This window comes from Nocardia sp. bgisy134 (assembly GCF_965341865.1).
GTDB lineage: Bacteria > Actinomycetota > Actinomycetes > Mycobacteriales > Mycobacteriaceae > Nocardia.
Map to the genome: position 1 here is coordinate 1 of NZ_CBDQZP010000016.1, position 16,453 is coordinate 16,453.

A 16,453-nucleotide genomic window follows, 5' to 3' on the forward strand; every position below is an offset into this window, starting at 1 on the left:
ATGGACTTTCCGTGTCTCCCGCGTGGGCGGATCGGGCTACCGTGGTGCCATGTCCAGCACCAGAATCGGCAAACACATTCGCGCGCCACGGGCGACCGTCTACGGCCTGTTGCTGGATGCCGAAGCGATCGCGCAATGGCGCGTGCCCACCGGGATGACCAGCCACGTCCACGCATTCGAGCCGCGCGAGGGCGGTTGCTTCCGCATCACCCTCACCTACGACGATCCGACCGACGCGGGTAAGACGACCGCGCAGTCCGACACCTATCAGGGGCGCTTCGTCACCCTGATTCCCGACGAACAGGTCGTGGAAATGGTCGAATTCGAGACCGACGATCCGGCCGCACGCGGCGAGATGACCATCGCCATCACCCTTTCCGACGCGGAGGACGGTGGAACCGATCTCGTGGCGATCCACGAGGGCGTGCCGAGCGCGGTGAAACCGGAGGACAACGAACTGGGCTGGCGCCTCGCGCTCGCCAAACTGGCCACGCTTGCGGAGACCGGCACGCTCGACTGAGCGGAGCCGAGCCGGATCGAGCATTCTGGCGTGCGAATTCAGCGCGGTGCGTGGTTCGCGCAGGCGGCTTTCTCACCGGGGCTCGATCGGACAGGGCCACAGCATGTTTCACCGCTCCAGCTGCTGACGGAGCGGTCGAGAGGTCGTGCCGGGCCGTCCGCCACACGGCGACCACGTGGCAGCCGAGCACATCCGTCGTTACCGTGAAGGGATGTCGCCGTTGGACGATCGGCACCCGTCCACCGTCACCGACTGGGATGATGCGCGACGTAAGGCTCGACTCCGGGAGACCCGCCTCGGGCACCGGTGGACGACGTTGCGCCGCACCAGGTTGGCACTACTGCGGGTCGCCGCACTACTGATACTCGTACTCATCGTGTTCACCCAGTACTGGGTGCACGATGTCGCCCCCGAGCGCGCCAGACTCGCGCTGACCGAGCCCGCGCTGCTGCCGGTGGCGACTCCCGCGCGAGAGGAGAACTGGGACACCGCGGTCGTCGACCTGGTAGGTCTCGGCGGACTGAACGCCTCCGACACGGCGTCCGCGCTGCCCGCGCTACGACGGATGGGCGTGGTCTGGGCCATCAAATACGACAACGAGGGCATCGACAGCAAGGTGATCGCCGATCTCGTGGTCCGCGCCGCCCAGATGTCGGGCGTGCGGAACATCGTGCTCGTCGGGCACAGCATGGGCGGTGTGATCGCGCTGGAGGTCGGCCAGCACATCCACTTGGACAGCGATCGGCGGCTGGCCGGCGTGCTACTGGACTGCACGCCCGTCGATTTGAACGCGGTGCGCCCGGAGAGCCGCGGCCGGGGCGAGGACATGCTGCGCTGGATGGGATGGCTGCCGGGGGCGCGCGAGAGCCGCACGCTGCGCATGGCCGTGGAGACCTATGCGCGGCGGGACCGGTTCGTCGATCGCGCCGCCGATCCCGTGCCCACGATCCGATTCGCCGAACTCGGCCAAGTGCTCGTCGACGTCGCGACCGAGAAGGTGATGTCGCGCAACGCGGCGAGCAACGGCCTGATCGAATCCCAGTTCCTGGCCATCGTCGGCGGCGGCGCGATCGACAATCTGCGCGCCCTCTCCCGCCCGGTGAACGGCAAACCGCGCCCGGCCATCGTCTACATCCGGCCGCGCGAAGCCGAACGGGACCGCGTCGTCGACGTCGCGTACTCGCACCAGGTGCTGATCGAACGGGTGGGCGGAGTGGACGGCAGCCTGCTGGTCGTGCTGCCGCGCGGCACCGGCCACGCCAACCCGAGGCAGGCGCCCGCGGAGTACAACAAGGTCATCGACCAGCAGGTGCTGCCGTTCGTGCAGCGGTATCTGGATCAGGTACGCGGGGTCCGCAGTGCCGCAGCGCCGCCCTGACACCGGTTCGAATCAGGCTGTCGTTAACCGTGTTCGGGCTCGTTCCGTCCTGCTTGACTACCCGGTATGTTTCGACCGAGTACGTTCCTGCCCGGCCTCCGCGGCCGCACCACCGCCGCCTTGCTCGTTTTGGCGACCGCTGCGACCCTCGGGTTGACCGGATGCGCGAAGGACGACACACCGGTCGTCGACACCGCCAACACTCCGTTGCCGACGGAGGTGCCCGCGGGCATCAAGCTGATCGTCGCCGACCAGCAGGAGCGCCTGCAGAGCGTGCTGCGCGCGTCCGGTGAACTGGACAAGTTGCCGTTCAAGGTGGAGTTCGCCAACTTCGTCGGCGGGCCCGCCATCCTGGAGGCGTTCCGCGCAGGCGCCGCGGATGTGGCGCCGGTCGGCGACGTGCCGCCGATCCACGCGCTGGCCGCAGGGCAGGACGTGCCGATCGTCGGCGCACAGCAAACCAGTCCTGCCGCACTGAAATTGGCGGTCGCACCCGGCCGCACCGCCACCACGCTGGCGGATCTCGAGGGTAAGAAGATCGCCTACGCCGAGGGCACCGCGCAGCAGGCCGCGGTGCTGCGCGCGCTGGACAAGGCCGGGCTGAAAACCGGCGACGTGCAACTGGTCCGGCTGCAGCTGGCCGAGTTCCTGGACGCGGTGCGCACCGGCCAGGTCGACATTGCCCCGCTGATCGAGCCGAACGTGACCCGGCTGCTGCGTACGCCCGGCACCTCGCTGATCCCGGACTCCGAGACCGCGGGCATCTACGGCGGCCTGGCCTACCTGTACGCGCGGCGCGCGGTGACGCAGGACCCGGCCAAGTCGGCGGCGGTCGGCGCACTCGTCGGGGCCTACGTCCGGGCCTACCAGTGGGTCAACACCCACCGCGAGGAGTGGGCGCAGAAGTACTACGTGGACAGCCAGAAGGTCAGTCCCGAGGATGCCCGGCGCATCGTGGATTCGCTCGGCACCTACACCTTCCCGCATCTGGACCAGAAGCTCGTCGACCGGCAGCAGTCCACCATCGACGCGATCGCGGCCGCGGGCGAACTGCCCAAGATAGTCAGCGCCGCCAACGGTTTCGACCTGCGCTACGACGCCGTCGTGACGCGCGCGGTCACCGAATCCGGCGCCTCGCACGAACCGAAGGAGCGGTGATGGCCACCCTGGACGCCGGAGTACTCGGCCGATTCGGCAGGACGGGCGCCGCACCCGCCGAGCTGCAAGCCAGGGGCAAGGTGACGCGACGCAGGCTCGGACCGGGCAAGCCGATTCCGTTCGGCATCGCGCTCGGTCCGACGCTGCTGGTGGCGGCCTGGGTGATCGGATCCGCCGCGGGCGCCATCGATCCGGAGACACTGCCCGCCCCGTGGACTGTCGCGCAGACCGCGGGTGATCTGATCGCCGACGGACGTTTGCAGTCCAACCTGCTGACCTCGGTGCAGCGCGCGGGCATCGGTCTCGGTCTCGGCGTGGCCATCGGCGTGCTGCTCGCGCTGGCCGCCGGGTTGAGCCGGGTCGGAGAAGCGTTGCTGGACGGACCGGTTCAGATCAAGCGGGCTATTCCGACGCTGGCGCTGATCCCGCTGTTCATCGTCTGGTTCGGCATCGGCGAGGAGATGAAGCTCATCGTCATCACCACCAGCGTGTTCGTCCCCGTGTACATCAACACGCACGCCCACCTGCGCAGCGTGGACGCCCGCTATGTGGAACTCGCCGAGACGGTGCAGCTTTCGCGCTGGGGCTTCATCCGCCGCATCGCGTTGCCCGGTTCGCTCCCCGGCTTCTTCATCGGTCTGCGCCTGGCCGTGACGATCTCGTGGCTGGCGCTGGTCGTGGTGGAACAGGTCAACGCCACCAGCGGCATCGGCTACCTGATGACGCAGGCGCGCACCTACGGCCAGATCGACGTCATCGTGGTCGGTCTGGTGATCTACGGCCTGCTCGGACTGTTCGGCGACATCGCCGTGCGCGCGCTGGAAAGGAGGGCGCTGGCATGGCGCCAGACACTCGCGGACTGAACGTGGTCCGCGCTCGCAATCTGAGCCGCGGGTTCGGCGATCGGGTGGTGTTGCGCGGCATCGACCTCGACATCGCCCGCGGCGAATTCGTCGCGCTGCTCGGCCGTAGCGGCTCGGGCAAGAGCACCCTGCTGCGCGCGCTGGCCGAATTGGACGACGACGTACCGGGTTCCGGCGATCTCGCGGTGCCGTCGGAACGCGCCGTGGTGTTCCAGGATTCGCGCCTGCTGCCGTGGGTGCGGGTGCTCGACAACGTGACGCTCGGCCTGAGCGGTGCGGGCTCGGCCGAACGCGGCCGCGCGGCGCTCGCCGAAGTCGGTCTCGCCGGTCGTGAGAAGGCATGGCCCAAGGAACTTTCCGGCGGCGAGCAGCAGCGCGTGGCGCTGGCCCGCTCGCTGGTGCGTGAACCCGAGCTGCTGCTCGCGGACGAACCGTTCGGCGCGCTGGACGCGCTGACCAGGATCCGGATGCACGCGCTGTTGCAGGAACTGTGCGCCGAGCACAGGCCCGCGGTGCTGCTGGTCACCCACGATGTCGACGAGGTCGTACTGCTCGCCGACCGTGTGCTGGTCCTCGACGAGGGCCGCATCGCCATCGACCTGCGCCTCGACCTGGAACGTCCGCGCCGCCACAGCGATCCGGAGTTCATCGCGGCGCGCGAGCGGCTGCTGGCCGGACTCGGCGTCGACCCCCTTGTCAGCGCGGCCGGTGACGCGGCCGCCCCCCATCATCATCGCGAAGAAGAGAAGCGAGCGTCATGACCGAGCGACCGAGGCAGCTGAGCCTCAACGCGTTCATCTATCCGTCCGGCCACCACGAGGCGGCCTGGCGGCACCCGCAGAGCCGTCCCGATCGTATCTACGACGTCACCTACTACCAGGAGATCGGCCGCACCGCCGAGGCCGCGAAACTCGACGCGGTGTTCTTCGCCGACGGGCCCGCGCTGCGCACCAACGTCGAGCACAACGCGGCGCCCGGCCTGGAACCGATCACGCTACTCACCGCGATCGCCGCGGCCACCACGCATCTCGGCCTGATCGCGACCGCGTCCACCACGTACTACGAGCCCTACAACCTGGCCAGGCTCTTCTCCAGCCTGGACCACATCTCGGGCGGGCGCGCGGGCTGGAACATCGTCACTACCGGAACCGACGTGGCGGCGGCCAACTTCGGCCTCGACCGGCACCCCGATCACGCCGAACGTTATGCCCGCGCACGCGAATTCGTGGACGCCGTGGTCGCGCTGTGGGACAGCTGGGAGGACGACGCGATCCTGCTCGACCAGGCCGCGGGCGTCTACGCCGATCCGGACAAGATCCACCGCATCGATTTCGAGGGCGAATACCTCAAGGTGCGTGGGCCGTTCAACTCGGCGCGTACGCCGCAGGGTTATCCGGTGCTGGTGCAGGCGGGCGCCTCCAATGAGGGTCGTTCCTTCGCCGGGCGCTACGCCGAGGCGATCTTCACCGCGCATCAGCGGCTGTCCGACGCCCAGGCCTTCTATGCCGACATCAAGGCGAAGGCGAAGGAATTCGGCCGCGACGCCGACCAGGTGAAGATCTTGCCCGGCATCAGCCCGTTCCTCGGCGACACCGAGGCCGACGCCAAGCGGCTGGAGCGCGAGTTCAACGAGCTCACCGTGCCGGAGTACGGTCTGGCCCAGCTGGAGAGCATCGCGGGCAAGAGCCTGCGGCACCTGTCGCTGGACGAGCTCGTCCCCGCCGAGGAGTTCGACGGCGCGGGCGATGTCACCGACAACCAGCGTTCCCGGCTGCAGGTGGTGGCGGGCATCGTGCAGCGCGACCGTCCGACGCTGCGCGGGCTGCTGCACCGATTGGCGGGCGCGCGTGGGCATCGGGTCTTCGCGGGCACCCCCGAGCAGGTCGCCGACACCATCGAGGAATGGTTCCGCAACGGCGGCGCGGACGGTTTCAACGTGATGCCGCCGTACTACCCGGGCGGGCTCGAGGTCTTCACCTCGACCGTCGTGCCGATTCTGCAGGAGCGCGGCCTGTTCCGCACCGAATACACCGGGACCACGCTGCGCGACCACTTCGGTCTCGCGCGGCCGGAGAGCCAGTTCGCCCGACGCCCGGCGCTGGCCCGGTGAGCGGGGCGGACGGCAACTGTTCGCGACTCGTCGCGCGGCGGACGCCTCAGGTCCGTCGGGTGACCCAGAATCGCTGCGCCGCGAGGTCGTTCGGTCGGCGGTCGGGGCGGTGAGCGGGAATACCGTCGAGAAGCCCGCGCTAGCCGACGCTCCGGTGCGCCTGCGCAGCCTCACCTGGTCGGTGTTCGTGCCGATGGGGTTGTACGGCACCGGGGCCGGTGCGGCCGCGCCCATGTACGCGCTGCGCGCGCTCGACCTCGGGGCGTCGGTCGGCCTGGCCGGTGTGATCGTCGCGCTCGGCGGGCTCGGCATGGTGCTCACCGATCTGCCCGCGGGCCGCATCGTGGCTCGGATCGGGGAGCGCGGTGCGATAGGACTGGGTTCGCTGCTCGGACTCGTCGGCATCCTGGCCGCGATCCTCGCGCCGAATCTCGGTGTGCTCGCGGCGGGAATGCTGCTCAACGGCGCGGCGGGCGCGGTGTGGGGTCTGGCGCGGCAGACCTACATCGTCGCGGTGGTGCCGCCCGCCGATCGGGGCCGGGCGCTGTCGACGCTGGCGGGTGCGCACCGGCTCGGGTTCTTCTGCGGACCGTTCCTCGGTGCGGGTCTGGTGCACGGCATGGGGCCGAACGGTGCGCTGTGGTTGCAGTGCGTGACGACGGTGCTCGCCGGGTTCGCGATGGTCGCCATTCGTGATATCGACGACGCCGCGTCCGGCGGGCACACGCTGCGCTCGGTGGTTGTCGAAAACCGCAGGCTGCTGGGCACTTTGGGATCGGCGGCGTTGCTCACGGGCGCGGCACGGGCGTCGCGGCAGGCGCTGCTGCCGCTGTGGGCCGCGCACATCGGCCTGAGTCCCACGGCGACCAGTCTCATCTTCGGCGTCTCCGGCGCGGTGGACGTGCTCATGTCGTATCCGGCAGGTGTCTGGCTGGACCGGCGCGGCCGCCGCGCGACGGGCGTGCCCTCGATGATCTGCTTCGCGGCCGGATACGCGGTGCTGCCGTGGACGGGCACGGCGGTCACCATGGGTCTCGCGGCGGTGCTGCTCGGACTGGCCAACGGGATCAGCAACGGGCTGATCATGACGGTCGGCGCGGACGTCGCGCCGGAGGACCGGCGCGCGGAATTCCTCGGCGCGTGGCGGCTCACCCACGATGTCGGCATGTTCGCCGGGCCCATCGCGGTGGGCGTGATCAGCTCGGTCGCGGTGCTCGGCGCGGCCGCCTTCGCGCTCGCGGTGTCCGCCGCAGCGGGTGCGGTGGCGATGTATCGCTGGTTCCCGGGCGTCGTCGGAGTGGGCAGTCATCTCGATCGCGCGAGCGCGGTTCCACCAGAGACAGGTTCGGCTGCCGCCTGAACCAAGCCGCCGCCACTACCCGCGGAACTCCTCGCTCAGGCCGTGGCGCGTTCAGCGGATGCGGCTGCCGAGGAGGTGGCGCACGCCCGCGACGAACAGTTGCAGGCCGAAGTCGAAACGGGCTGTCGCGTCCGGTGTTTCGTCGATCGGAGTGTCCTCGGGCAGCGCGCCCGCCGAATCCATCTGCATCCGGGACTGTTCGTCGACGGTCTGGCCGAGCACGTAGTACAGCAGGGTGAACGCGGCCAGCTCCGCCTCGTGCCGCGGCATTCCCGCGCGGATGGCCGCGCTCGCCAGGCGTTCGCGGCCCTTGCTCGTGGTCAGGCGGGAGGCGTAGGTCGACGAGACCAGCTCGGCGCCGTCGCGGTAGGCGAGCAGGCAGTCGCGCAGCCGGTGCGCGAGTTCGGTGATCTGGCCGGACCACTCTTCGGCGGTCACCGGGTCCTCCATCGGCGCGAGGATGCGGTCGGCGACGGCGCCGAGCAGCGCCTGCTTGTTGGGGAAGTGCCAGTACAGCGCGCCGGGCTGCACCTGAAGCGAGCTCGCCAGCCTGCGCATGGTCAGGTCGGCGAGGCCGTACTGGTCGAGAATGGCGATGGCGCCGTCGACCACGTCCGCCCTGTGCAGCTGCACCCGAATTCCTTCCCCGTCGTGTTTTGACTCACTCCTACCGCTACCCTAGCCTGAACACCGTTCAAGTTGCACGGCCACCTCGAACGCGAGGTGCCGTCGCCGACAGGCAGACCAGCCGAAGGGATTCGTGCAGTGACCCAGGCACCCGTTGACACCGATGTTTTGGCGATCGCCCGCGAGCAGGTGCTCGAGCGCGGCGAGGGTCTGACTCAGGAGCAGACCCTCGAGGTGCTGCGGCTCGGCGACGACCGGCTGGAGGAACTCCTGGCCCTGGCCCACGAGGTGCGCATGAAGTGGTGCGGCCCCGAGGTCGAGGTCGAGGGCATCATCAGCCTCAAGACCGGCGGCTGCCCCGAGGACTGCCATTTCTGCTCGCAGTCCGGCCTGTTCCAGTCGCCCGTGCGCGCCGCGTGGCTCGACATCCCGAGCCTGGTCGAGGCCGCCAAGCAGACCGCCAAGACCGGCGCCACCGAGTTCTGCATCGTCGCCGCGGTGCGCGGACCGGACGAGCGGCTGATGGCTCAGGTCGCCGCGGGCGTCGAGGCCATCCGCAACGAGGTCGACATCCAGGTCGCGTGCTCGCTGGGCATGCTGACCCAGGAGCAGGTCGATCAGCTGGCCGCGATGGGCGTGCACCGCTACAACCACAACCTGGAGACCGCCAAGTCGCACTTCCCGCAGGTCGTCACGACGCACACCTGGGAGGAGCGCTGGGACACGCTGCGCATGGTGCGCGAGGCGGGTATGGAGGTGTGCTGCGGCGGCATCCTCGGCATGGGCGAGACCCTGGAGCAGCGCGCCGAATTCGCCGCGCAGCTGTCCGAATTGGAGCCCGACGAGGTGCCGCTGAACTTCCTCAACCCGCGCCCCGGCACCCCGTTCGGCGACCTCGAGGTGCTGCCCGCCGCCGACGCGCTGCGCGCCGTCGCCGCGTTCCGCCTGGCGTTGCCGCGCACCATCCTCCGCTTCGCGGGCGGCCGTGAGATCACCCTCGGCGATCTCGGCGCCAAGCAGGGCATCCTGGGCGGCATCAACGCCGTCATCGTCGGCAACTATCTGACCACCCTCGGTCGCCCCGCCGAGGCGGACCTCGATCTGCTCGGCGAGCTCAAGATGCCGATCAAGGCGCTCAACGAAACGCTGTAGGGCGCGGCCATGAGTACTGTCATGGATATGGACGAGCGCTACAACCCGTTCACCGGCAAACGGATCGTGCCAGGTCTCGACGACGCGGTGCCGACCGCGGCCGCGTTGGGCCTGGAGCCGCCGCGCTTCTGCGAGCAGTGCGGGCGGCGCATGATCGTGCAGGTGAGTCCCGATGGCTGGTGGGCCAAGTGCTCGCGGCACGGCGTGATCGACTCGAAGAGTCTGGAACACCGCTAGTGGCGACGGTGCGGGCGGACGGCGTCCGGAGCGAGGCGGGAGCGGCGCTGCTCGTCCTGGCGGCGGTGGCGGTGGGCAGTGCGCTCGTCGGCGTGCTGTGGGGTTGGCTGGCGCCGACCGAGCAGTTGCTGGTCACCGAGCCCGGACGCGGTGCGCCGCTGACCGGCGAGAGTACGCATCAGTTCGACGCGGTCGCGCTGTTCGTCTGCGCGGGCGCGGTGACCGGATTGCTCACCGCCGTGGCGGCTTGGCGGCTGCGCACGATACGTGGTCCGCTGTTGCAGGTCGGGTTGCTGTCCGGATCGCTGATCGGCGCGTATCTGATGGCGTGGGTGGGGGAGTCGGTCGCCGAGTCGCTGCATCCGCGTCCCGACGACCCATCGGTCGGCCAGATCGTCAAGCTGCCAACGCAAGTCGGCACCGCGCTCGCTTTCATCGTGCAGCCGCTGGTTGCATCGCTGGTGCTGCTGTTCCTCGCGGCGCTCAGTCCGTCCGAGGATCTCGGCACCGGCTACGGCAGCGCATTCGGTCGTTCGCGCCGGACCGCGGAGTTCGAGCCGATCGGATTCGACGCCGCGGTGCCGCGCGCACCGTACGGAAGCGTCTATGGCGGTTACGATCCGGCGACCGAGGACGGATCGGGATCGGTGTCGCGTCCGGCTCGCTGACCCGTCGCCCAACCGTTGCCTTCGCGGCGCTGTTTTCGTGCCTCTACCACGTAAAATGGTGGAAAACCGTTGCGTTCGGAGAGGAACGGGGGCGTGGCGTTCATCGGTGGCGGTCCGGTCGTCGAGGAGATCGACGCAAAATTCTGGCGGTTGTCGGAGCCGCTCGTCTATCAGGGTGATGTGCAGGAGTTCATCGTGCCCGCGGGCTTCCGTACCGACTTCGCGTCGGTGCCGCGCGCGCTGGTCTGGCTTATTCCCCGCTACGGCGCGTACACCCGCGCCGCCATCCTGCACGACTACCTGCTGCACTCACACCTGGTGAGCACCGCGGACGCCGATGGCCTGTTCCGGCGCTGTCTGCGGGAATTCGGTGTCTCGGTGCCGCGCCGCTGGATGATGTGGGCGGCGGTGCGCTTGGCGAACCGGTTGGCCGGCGCGAACGCGCGAGAGCTGGCCTTGTTTCTGCTCGTCGCGGTGCCCTCGGTGCTCTTCCTCGCGATACCGGTCGTCGTGGTGACGCTGTGCCTGTGGTTGTTCTGGTTGGTGGAGCTGGTGTTCTGGGTCGCGGGCCGCCTTGTCGCCCACACGGCCGCACCGCCTCCGAAGCCCCAGATGAAAACGGCCTGAACGAATTTCTGGTCGCCGACCGTCGCGCCGGAAAATCGGTGGAGCGGTCCGCTCCCGGTCGGTACCGTGACTCGGCAAGCAATCGGGCGAGCCCAGGGGAGGAGGTGAACGACCATGCACGCCCCTCCGCACACCACGGCACAACCCGACCTGTCCCGACCCCCTTCGGAACGCCCCGATCTCACCGCCTGGCGCCGCCGCCACGAACTCCGCCGCTCCAACGCGGCCCAGCCCATCCCCGGCAAGCAGCGCTACCGTCGCGCCGCGAAACACCGAAACCGTTCCCACGACGCGTGATTCGCCTGCGGGCGGGGTCTTCGTGACGACTTCGATGCGCGCCCCACAGCGACCTGCAGGTCTCGGTGATCGCCACCGCCAGCATGGGCGCCCACACGGCGTTGGCGCGAGCATGGGCAGTGGCCAACGCGGTGGCGCAGTGGAATCGACCGGTCTCGACCCGCAGGCGGCTCCAGTGCGGCTCAGCGCCGGATTGCACCACCACCCCCGAATCAGCGCCAGGCATCGACGAGTTCCGCAGGGCCCCAATGCATTGCCAGCGGGAGATCGGTCCCGACGCCTGCGCGGGATACGGCGACGAGTGGCGTGTGAGTGTCGGTACCCGGCGCCGAGAGCATCGCTCGGGCGAGGGCGTCATAGTCGTGGCGATCGAAGGGGCGGTCCTCCAGCCACTTGATCGAGCCGAGGAAGTGGACCGCGCCGGCGATTGGCGCGCGATCGGCGCCGACGAGATCGATCTCCGGATTGTTCTGCCGGTTCCACCACCCGCCGATCGCCTCGGTATCGGGCCACCGCTCATCGGGCAGCAGGCGGAGTAGTGATTCGCGGATGAGCGGTTCGACAGCCCGCCCACGCCAGGCTGTCCAGGATCGTTCGATACGTGTGCGGGCGAGATCGCCGCGCCCTCGTTCGATCAGTGGAATTCCGCGCTGTAGGAAGGCGAGCCAGAATCGAAGGTAGGAATCGGCGATGCGATAACGCTTGTTCTTGCTGTCGGGTTTGGTGGACAGCGGAAGGTCCGCGGCGACAATTCGTTTCGACTGCAATGTGTTCAGCAGGGGCGTCAAGGTTCCTGCGGGTAAAGCGCCCACGCCACCAGCCTGGGCTGCGATGGTGCTGAATGTCCGCTCGCCGCTGCCCACTGCTTCGAGCACCGCGCGCGATCGCGACGCTTCCGGGAACTCGCCGAGCAGCGTCAGTTCCCCCGCTACCAACAGCGGCGACAACGGATTCTCGGTCGAAGCACGGAGAAAGTCGGTTCGGCTCATACCGGGCCGCCACGACTGCACGATCTCCGGGAAACCGCCGGTGATCAGTAGTGCATCGACAGCGGCGGCCGCGTCGAGACCCGTCATCGCCTGAACATCGGCCAGATGGAGGGGTTCGACCGTCATTTTGGCGGCGCGTCCGAAAAACGGACGTTCGCGGGACTGCAGCGCCTCCATCACCGAAATGTCGCTGCCTACCAGAATCAGGAGGACGGGTTTGGCTGACAAATGGCGATCCCACACGGTCTGTAGTGCGCCCTCGAATTCGCCGTCTTGCTCGACCAGCCACGGCACCTCGTCGATCACCGCGATGGTGGGCGAGTCGTCCGGGATCGCGATGGCCAGAGCCCGCAGCGCCTGGTTCCAATCAGCGGCATGTAGGCCCGCCACCAGATCCGCCCCGCCCAGGGGGGAATGGGCGACGGTGGTGAGGAAGTCCGCTCGTTCCGCGACCGGGTTGCGCCCACGGGTGGCCTGGAAGACGAGGTAGGCAAGACCCGACCGATCACAGAACTCCTGGACGAGTCGTGACTTTCCGACCCGTCGGCGACCGGTCAGGATGACCGCTCGACCTCGTGTCGGTCCCGCTTTCTCAGCGACCAGGGTGCGCTGTCGGCCGAGAATGTCCAGGTCAGCGGCCCTGCCTGTGAAATCCATCCACCCTCCGCGCTAAACATAGATCGAATATTACTTAGATGGATTCTAACTTAGTAGTGAGGCAGCTGGGCGGGACGATTCACTCGGCGCGGGGGCGGAGGGCGGCGAATTCGTCGGTGACGCGGAGGCCGGAGTCGCTGAAGCGGTAGACGGCGGCGGGGCGGCCGCCCGCGCGGCCGGGGGCGGCGGTGGCGCCGGTGGGGGTGATCACCTTGCGGCGCGCGAGGACGCGCTGGAGGTTGGTGGTGTCGACTTCGTAACCCAGTGCCGCGCAGTAGATTTCGCGCAGAGTCGACATGGTGAAGGTGGACGGGGCGAGCGCGAAGGCGATGTTGGTGTAGGAGAGTTTGGCGGCCAGCCGGGTGCGGGCGTGATCGACGACCGTGCCGTGGTCGAAGGACATGGCGGGCAGCGCGGAGACCGGGTGCCACGCGGTGTCGCCGGGCAGTTCCGGTTCGGCGGTCAGCGGGACCAGCCCGAGGTAGGCCGAAGCGATCCGGCGCGGACCCGGCACGCGGTCGGGGTCGCTGAAGACCGAGAGCTGCTCGAGGTGGGTCAGCTCGCGCACGTCGACCTTCTCGGCGAGCTGCCTGCGTGCCGACGCGTCCAGGTTCTCGCCGTCGCCCAGCCGTCCGCCGGGGAGCGACCAGGTGCCCTTCTGTGGGTCGAGCGCGCGCTCCCACAGCAACACGGCCAGTTCGGTGCGCTGGCCGGGCGGGCACGGCCCCGATACGCCGTTCGCGACGCCCTGGCCAGCGGTTTTGCCGGTAGGGAAGCGGCGAACCTGGAACACCGCGGTGAGCGATTCGTGGATGGTGCTACTATGGGGCACGTTTTCGATTGTAAGACGAAAACCTGGTTTGGTGTGAATCGGCGGGGTTGCCGGGCGCACGAGGAAGGGAGCCATCATGGCGACGACGGGTGCGAAACTGGCGCCTCCGCTGATGGGGCAGGTATTCGACGGACCCTCCGGCTACGCGGGTGTCGCGGCGACGCCCGAGTGGGCGCAGGAGGTCAAGCGGCTGGCGAGGGAGCGCAACGCGACCATTCTCGCGCACAACTACCAGTTGCCCGAGATCCAGGACGTGGCCGACCACGTCGGCGACTCGCTGGCGCTCTCGCGGATCGCGGCCGAGGCTCCCGAGGACACCATCGTGTTCTGCGGCGTGCACTTCATGGCCGAGACCGCGAAGATCCTCAGCCCGGAGAAGACCGTGCTGATCCCGGACCAGCGCGCGGGCTGCTCGCTGGCGGACTCGATCAGCGCCGCCGAGCTGCGGGCATGGAAGGCCGAGCACCCGAACGCGGTCGTGGTGTCCTACGTGAACACCACCGCCGAGGTGAAGGCGCTCACCGACATCTGCTGCACCTCGTCCAACGCCGTCGACGTGGTCGCCTCCATCGACCCCGACCGCGAGGTGCTGTTCCTGCCGGACCAGTTCCTCGGCGCGCACGTCAAGCGGGTCACCGGCCGCGAGAACATGCACATCTGGGCGGGCGAATGCCACGTGCACGCGGGCATCAACGGCGACGAGCTCACCGAGCAGGCGCGCAGCCACCCGGACGCCGAGCTGTTCGTGCACCCCGAGTGCGGTTGCGCCACTTCGGCGCTGTACCTCGCCGGCGAGGGCGCGTTCCCGGCCGACCGGGTGCACATCCTGTCCACCGGCGGCATGATCGACGCCGCCAAGGCGGCCGCGGAGCGGAGCTCGCGGAGCGGAGGAAAGGGCACAGCGACTCAGGTTCTGGTCGCGACCGAGGTCGGCATGCTGCACCAGCTGCGCAAGGCCGCCCCCGGCATCGACTTCCAGGCCGTCAACGACCGCGCCTCCTGCAAGTACATGAAGATGATCACCCCCGCCGCGCTGCTGCGCTGCCTGGTGGAGGGCGCCGACGAGGTGCACGTCGACCCGGAAACCGCGGCCCTGGGCCGCAATTCGGTGCAGCGGATGATCGCGATCGGCAATCCGGGCGGCGGCGAGTGAGCCGACGCCGTCGACGTGCGGCGGTCGCGTAGCGCCGTCGCACGACTTCGGCGGGCGCGGTGGCATCCGCGCCCGAGCTCGGAACGAGAGGCTGGCGGAGATGAATGCTCCGGTAATCGAGTGGGAGGCCTCGGCCGACCTGGTGGTGGTCGGCGGCGGCGTCGCCGGATTGACGGCGGCGCGCACCGCGTCACTGCGCGGGCTGCGGGTGCTCACGCTCAGCAAGGGCGGGCCGATCGACACCTCCACCCAGTACGCGCAAGGCGGCATCGCCGTCGTCGCGCCGCACGGTGATTCGATCGAGTCGCACGTGCGGGACACCGTGGAGGCGGGGGCCGGACTGTGCGAGACGACCGCGGTGCGCGCGATCGTCGAGGGCGGGCAGGCGGCCGTGGCGGCCCTCACCGACCTCGGCGCGGTGTTCGATCTCGGCCGTGACGGTCAGATCTCGCGCACCAGGGAGGGCGGGCACAGCACGCGCCGCATCATCCACGCGGGCGGCGACGCGACCGGCGCCGAGGTGCAGCGCGCGCTGAACACGGCAGGACTTCCTGTGCTGTTCGGAGCGGCGGCCTGCGAGGTGGTCACCGGGCCCAGCGGGGTGCAGGGCGTGATCGCGGTGTCGGACAAGGGTTTCGGCGTGGTGCACACCCCTGCCGTGCTGCTCGCCACCGGCGGGCTCGGCCAGCTCTACGCGCTGAGCACCAACCCGCCGGGCGCGACCGCCGACGGCATCGCGCTGGCGCTGTGGGCGGGTGCGGCCGTGGCGGACCTGGAATTCGTGCAGTTCCACCCGACGGTGCTGTACACGCCGGGCGGTTTGGGCCGACGGCCGCTGATCAGCGAGGCGGTGCGTGGCGAGGGCGCGACTCTGGTCGACGCCGAGGGCAAATCGGTGACAGCGGGGGTGCATCCGCGCGGCGATCTCGCGCCGCGCGACGTCGTCTCCCGCGCCATCGCCGCGCGGATGCGCGAGCTCGGCACCGATCACGTCTTCCTCGACGGCCGCGCGATCGACGGTTTCGCCCAGCGTTTTCCGACGATCACCGCGTCCTGCCTCGCGGCGGGCATCGATCCGCAGGAGAGCCTGATTCCCGTCGCGCCCGCGGCGCACTATCAGTGCGGCGGCGTGGTCACCGATCCGCACGGCCGCACCGGCGTGCCCGGGCTGTACGCCGCGGGCGAGGTGGCGCGGACCGGGTTGCACGGCGCGAATCGGTTGGCGTCCAACAGCTTGCTGGAAGGCCTGGTCGTCGGCGAGCGGGCGGGTGCCGCGGCCGTGGAGCGCCTCGGGGCGCCCGCGGAGGTCACCGACGTGCGCCCGCGGACCATGCCACGGGCTCCGCGCGCCGCGCTGCAACAGGTCATGACCGCGCACGCCGCGGTGGTACGCGACAGGGACGGGCTCGCGGGTGCGGCGGCGACGCTGGAACGCGCGGTGCTGCGCGGCATGTCGAGCCGGTTCGCCGATTCCGGAACCGTGGTGCCGCCCGCGCCGGACGATCTGGCCGCCCGCCGGATCGCGGAACTGGAGGACGGCGCGCTGACGCTGACCGCCCGCGTGCTGCTGCTCGCCGCGGCCGCCCGCACCGAAAGCCGTGGCTGCCATACGCGATCCGATCGTCCCGAGCCGGACGAGGCGCTGCGGCACAGCATTCCGATCCGCTTGGACGCCGACGGCCGCCCCGATGTGCTGCTGGTCGGCGGCTCGCCCGAGGGGGAGCCGCTGGCCTCCCGCCTGGCCGACGACCCCGAGGCCCCGGCGCTCACCGTGGCGGTGCCGTGAGGCCCGATATCGACTTCCGCTCGCGCTCGCCGCGGGCCG

Annotated in this window: 17 protein-coding genes; 14 read left to right on the forward strand and 3 right to left on the reverse strand. The window is 69.6% G+C overall.

Features of this window, described 5'->3' with window-relative positions:
- Positions 1 to 49 precede the first annotated feature (49 nt).
- The 7 genes from ACRWNM_RS25570 to ACRWNM_RS25600 all read left to right on the forward strand — a co-directional run bounded on the left by ACRWNM_RS25570 (position 50) and on the right by ACRWNM_RS25600 (position 7,389).
- Positions 50 to 520: an SRPBCC domain-containing protein gene (locus tag ACRWNM_RS25570; protein WP_431970638.1), complete on the forward strand. Its 471-nt coding sequence runs from the start codon at positions 50 to 52 to the stop codon at positions 518 to 520.
- Between the two features lie 211 nt (positions 521 to 731).
- On the forward strand, positions 732 to 1,898 hold the full coding sequence (locus tag ACRWNM_RS25575; RefSeq protein ID WP_431970639.1) for an alpha/beta fold hydrolase: 1,167 nt from the start codon (positions 732 to 734) through the stop codon (positions 1,896 to 1,898).
- Between the two features lie 66 nt (positions 1,899 to 1,964).
- Entirely contained in the window at positions 1,965 to 3,056 is a 1,092-nt protein-coding gene (locus ACRWNM_RS25580) for an ABC transporter substrate-binding protein (RefSeq protein ID WP_431970640.1), read from the forward strand.
- Positions 3,056 to 3,919 carry an ABC transporter permease gene (locus tag ACRWNM_RS25585; protein WP_431970641.1) on the forward strand — a complete coding sequence of 288 codons (864 nt, stop codon included), beginning with the start codon at positions 3,056 to 3,058 and terminating at the stop codon, positions 3,917 to 3,919. Before ACRWNM_RS25580 ends, ACRWNM_RS25585 begins: the two co-directional genes overlap by 1 nt.
- Positions 3,895 to 4,680, forward strand: a complete 786-nt coding sequence (locus tag ACRWNM_RS25590; RefSeq protein WP_431970642.1) for an ABC transporter ATP-binding protein — start codon at positions 3,895 to 3,897, stop codon at positions 4,678 to 4,680. The genes ACRWNM_RS25585 and ACRWNM_RS25590 overlap by 25 nt, the downstream gene beginning before the upstream one ends.
- A complete protein-coding gene (locus ACRWNM_RS25595) occupies positions 4,677 to 6,029 on the forward strand; it encodes an LLM class flavin-dependent oxidoreductase (RefSeq protein WP_431970643.1) in 1,353 nt (450 codons plus the stop codon). The genes ACRWNM_RS25590 and ACRWNM_RS25595 overlap by 4 nt, the downstream gene beginning before the upstream one ends.
- Positions 6,030 to 6,138: 109 nt before the next feature.
- Positions 6,139 to 7,389, forward strand: a complete 1,251-nt coding sequence (locus tag ACRWNM_RS25600) for an MFS transporter (RefSeq protein WP_431970644.1) — start codon at positions 6,139 to 6,141, stop codon at positions 7,387 to 7,389.
- A 51-nt stretch (positions 7,390 to 7,440) separates the two neighbouring features.
- On the opposite strand, the gene ACRWNM_RS25605 is transcribed toward ACRWNM_RS25600, so the two are convergent.
- Positions 7,441 to 8,022, reverse strand: coding sequence for a TetR/AcrR family transcriptional regulator C-terminal domain-containing protein (locus ACRWNM_RS25605; protein WP_431970645.1), 582 nt, complete (start codon positions 8,020 to 8,022; stop codon positions 7,441 to 7,443).
- Positions 8,023 to 8,154: 132 nt separating this feature from the next.
- Here ACRWNM_RS25605 and bioB point away from each other — a divergent pair, with 132 nt between their 5' ends.
- The 5 genes from bioB (at position 8,155) to ACRWNM_RS25630 (ending at position 10,997) form a co-directional block, all read left to right on the forward strand.
- Positions 8,155 to 9,168 carry a biotin synthase BioB gene (gene bioB, locus ACRWNM_RS25610; RefSeq protein WP_431970646.1) on the forward strand — a complete coding sequence of 338 codons (1,014 nt, stop codon included), beginning with the start codon at positions 8,155 to 8,157 and terminating at the stop codon, positions 9,166 to 9,168.
- Between the two features lie 9 nt (positions 9,169 to 9,177).
- A complete protein-coding gene (locus tag ACRWNM_RS25615) occupies positions 9,178 to 9,405 on the forward strand; it encodes a hypothetical protein (protein ID WP_068068416.1) in 228 nt (75 codons plus the stop codon).
- Complete coding sequence (locus tag ACRWNM_RS25620; RefSeq protein ID WP_431970647.1) at positions 9,405 to 10,073, forward strand: DUF2567 domain-containing protein; 669 nt, start codon at positions 9,405 to 9,407, stop codon at positions 10,071 to 10,073. Before ACRWNM_RS25615 ends, ACRWNM_RS25620 begins: the two co-directional genes overlap by 1 nt.
- Before the next feature lie 93 nt (positions 10,074 to 10,166).
- Positions 10,167 to 10,700, forward strand: a complete 534-nt coding sequence (locus tag ACRWNM_RS25625) for a DUF1353 domain-containing protein (RefSeq protein WP_431970648.1) — start codon at positions 10,167 to 10,169, stop codon at positions 10,698 to 10,700.
- A 114-nt stretch (positions 10,701 to 10,814) separates the two neighbouring features.
- Complete coding sequence (locus tag ACRWNM_RS25630; protein ID WP_431970649.1) at positions 10,815 to 10,997, forward strand: hypothetical protein; 183 nt, start codon at positions 10,815 to 10,817, stop codon at positions 10,995 to 10,997.
- 212 nt (positions 10,998 to 11,209) lie between these two features.
- On the opposite strand, the gene ACRWNM_RS25635 is transcribed toward ACRWNM_RS25630, so the two are convergent.
- Both ACRWNM_RS25635 and ACRWNM_RS25640 read right to left on the reverse strand, forming a co-directional pair.
- A complete protein-coding gene (locus ACRWNM_RS25635) occupies positions 11,210 to 12,292 on the reverse strand; it encodes an ATP-binding protein (RefSeq protein ID WP_431970650.1) in 1,083 nt (360 codons plus the stop codon).
- Between the two features lie 430 nt (positions 12,293 to 12,722).
- Positions 12,723 to 13,475, reverse strand: coding sequence for an NUDIX hydrolase (locus ACRWNM_RS25640; protein WP_431970651.1), 753 nt, complete (start codon positions 13,473 to 13,475; stop codon positions 12,723 to 12,725).
- A 76-nt stretch (positions 13,476 to 13,551) separates the two neighbouring features.
- Between ACRWNM_RS25640 and nadA the strand changes: the two genes are divergently transcribed.
- Together nadA and ACRWNM_RS25650 are read left to right on the forward strand one after the other, a co-directional pair.
- On the forward strand, positions 13,552 to 14,628 hold the full coding sequence (nadA, locus tag ACRWNM_RS25645; RefSeq protein WP_431970652.1) for a quinolinate synthase NadA: 1,077 nt from the start codon (positions 13,552 to 13,554) through the stop codon (positions 14,626 to 14,628).
- 100 nt (positions 14,629 to 14,728) lie between these two features.
- Entirely contained in the window at positions 14,729 to 16,414 is a 1,686-nt protein-coding gene (locus ACRWNM_RS25650; RefSeq protein ID WP_431970653.1) for an L-aspartate oxidase, read from the forward strand.
- Positions 16,415 to 16,453 lie beyond the last annotated feature (39 nt).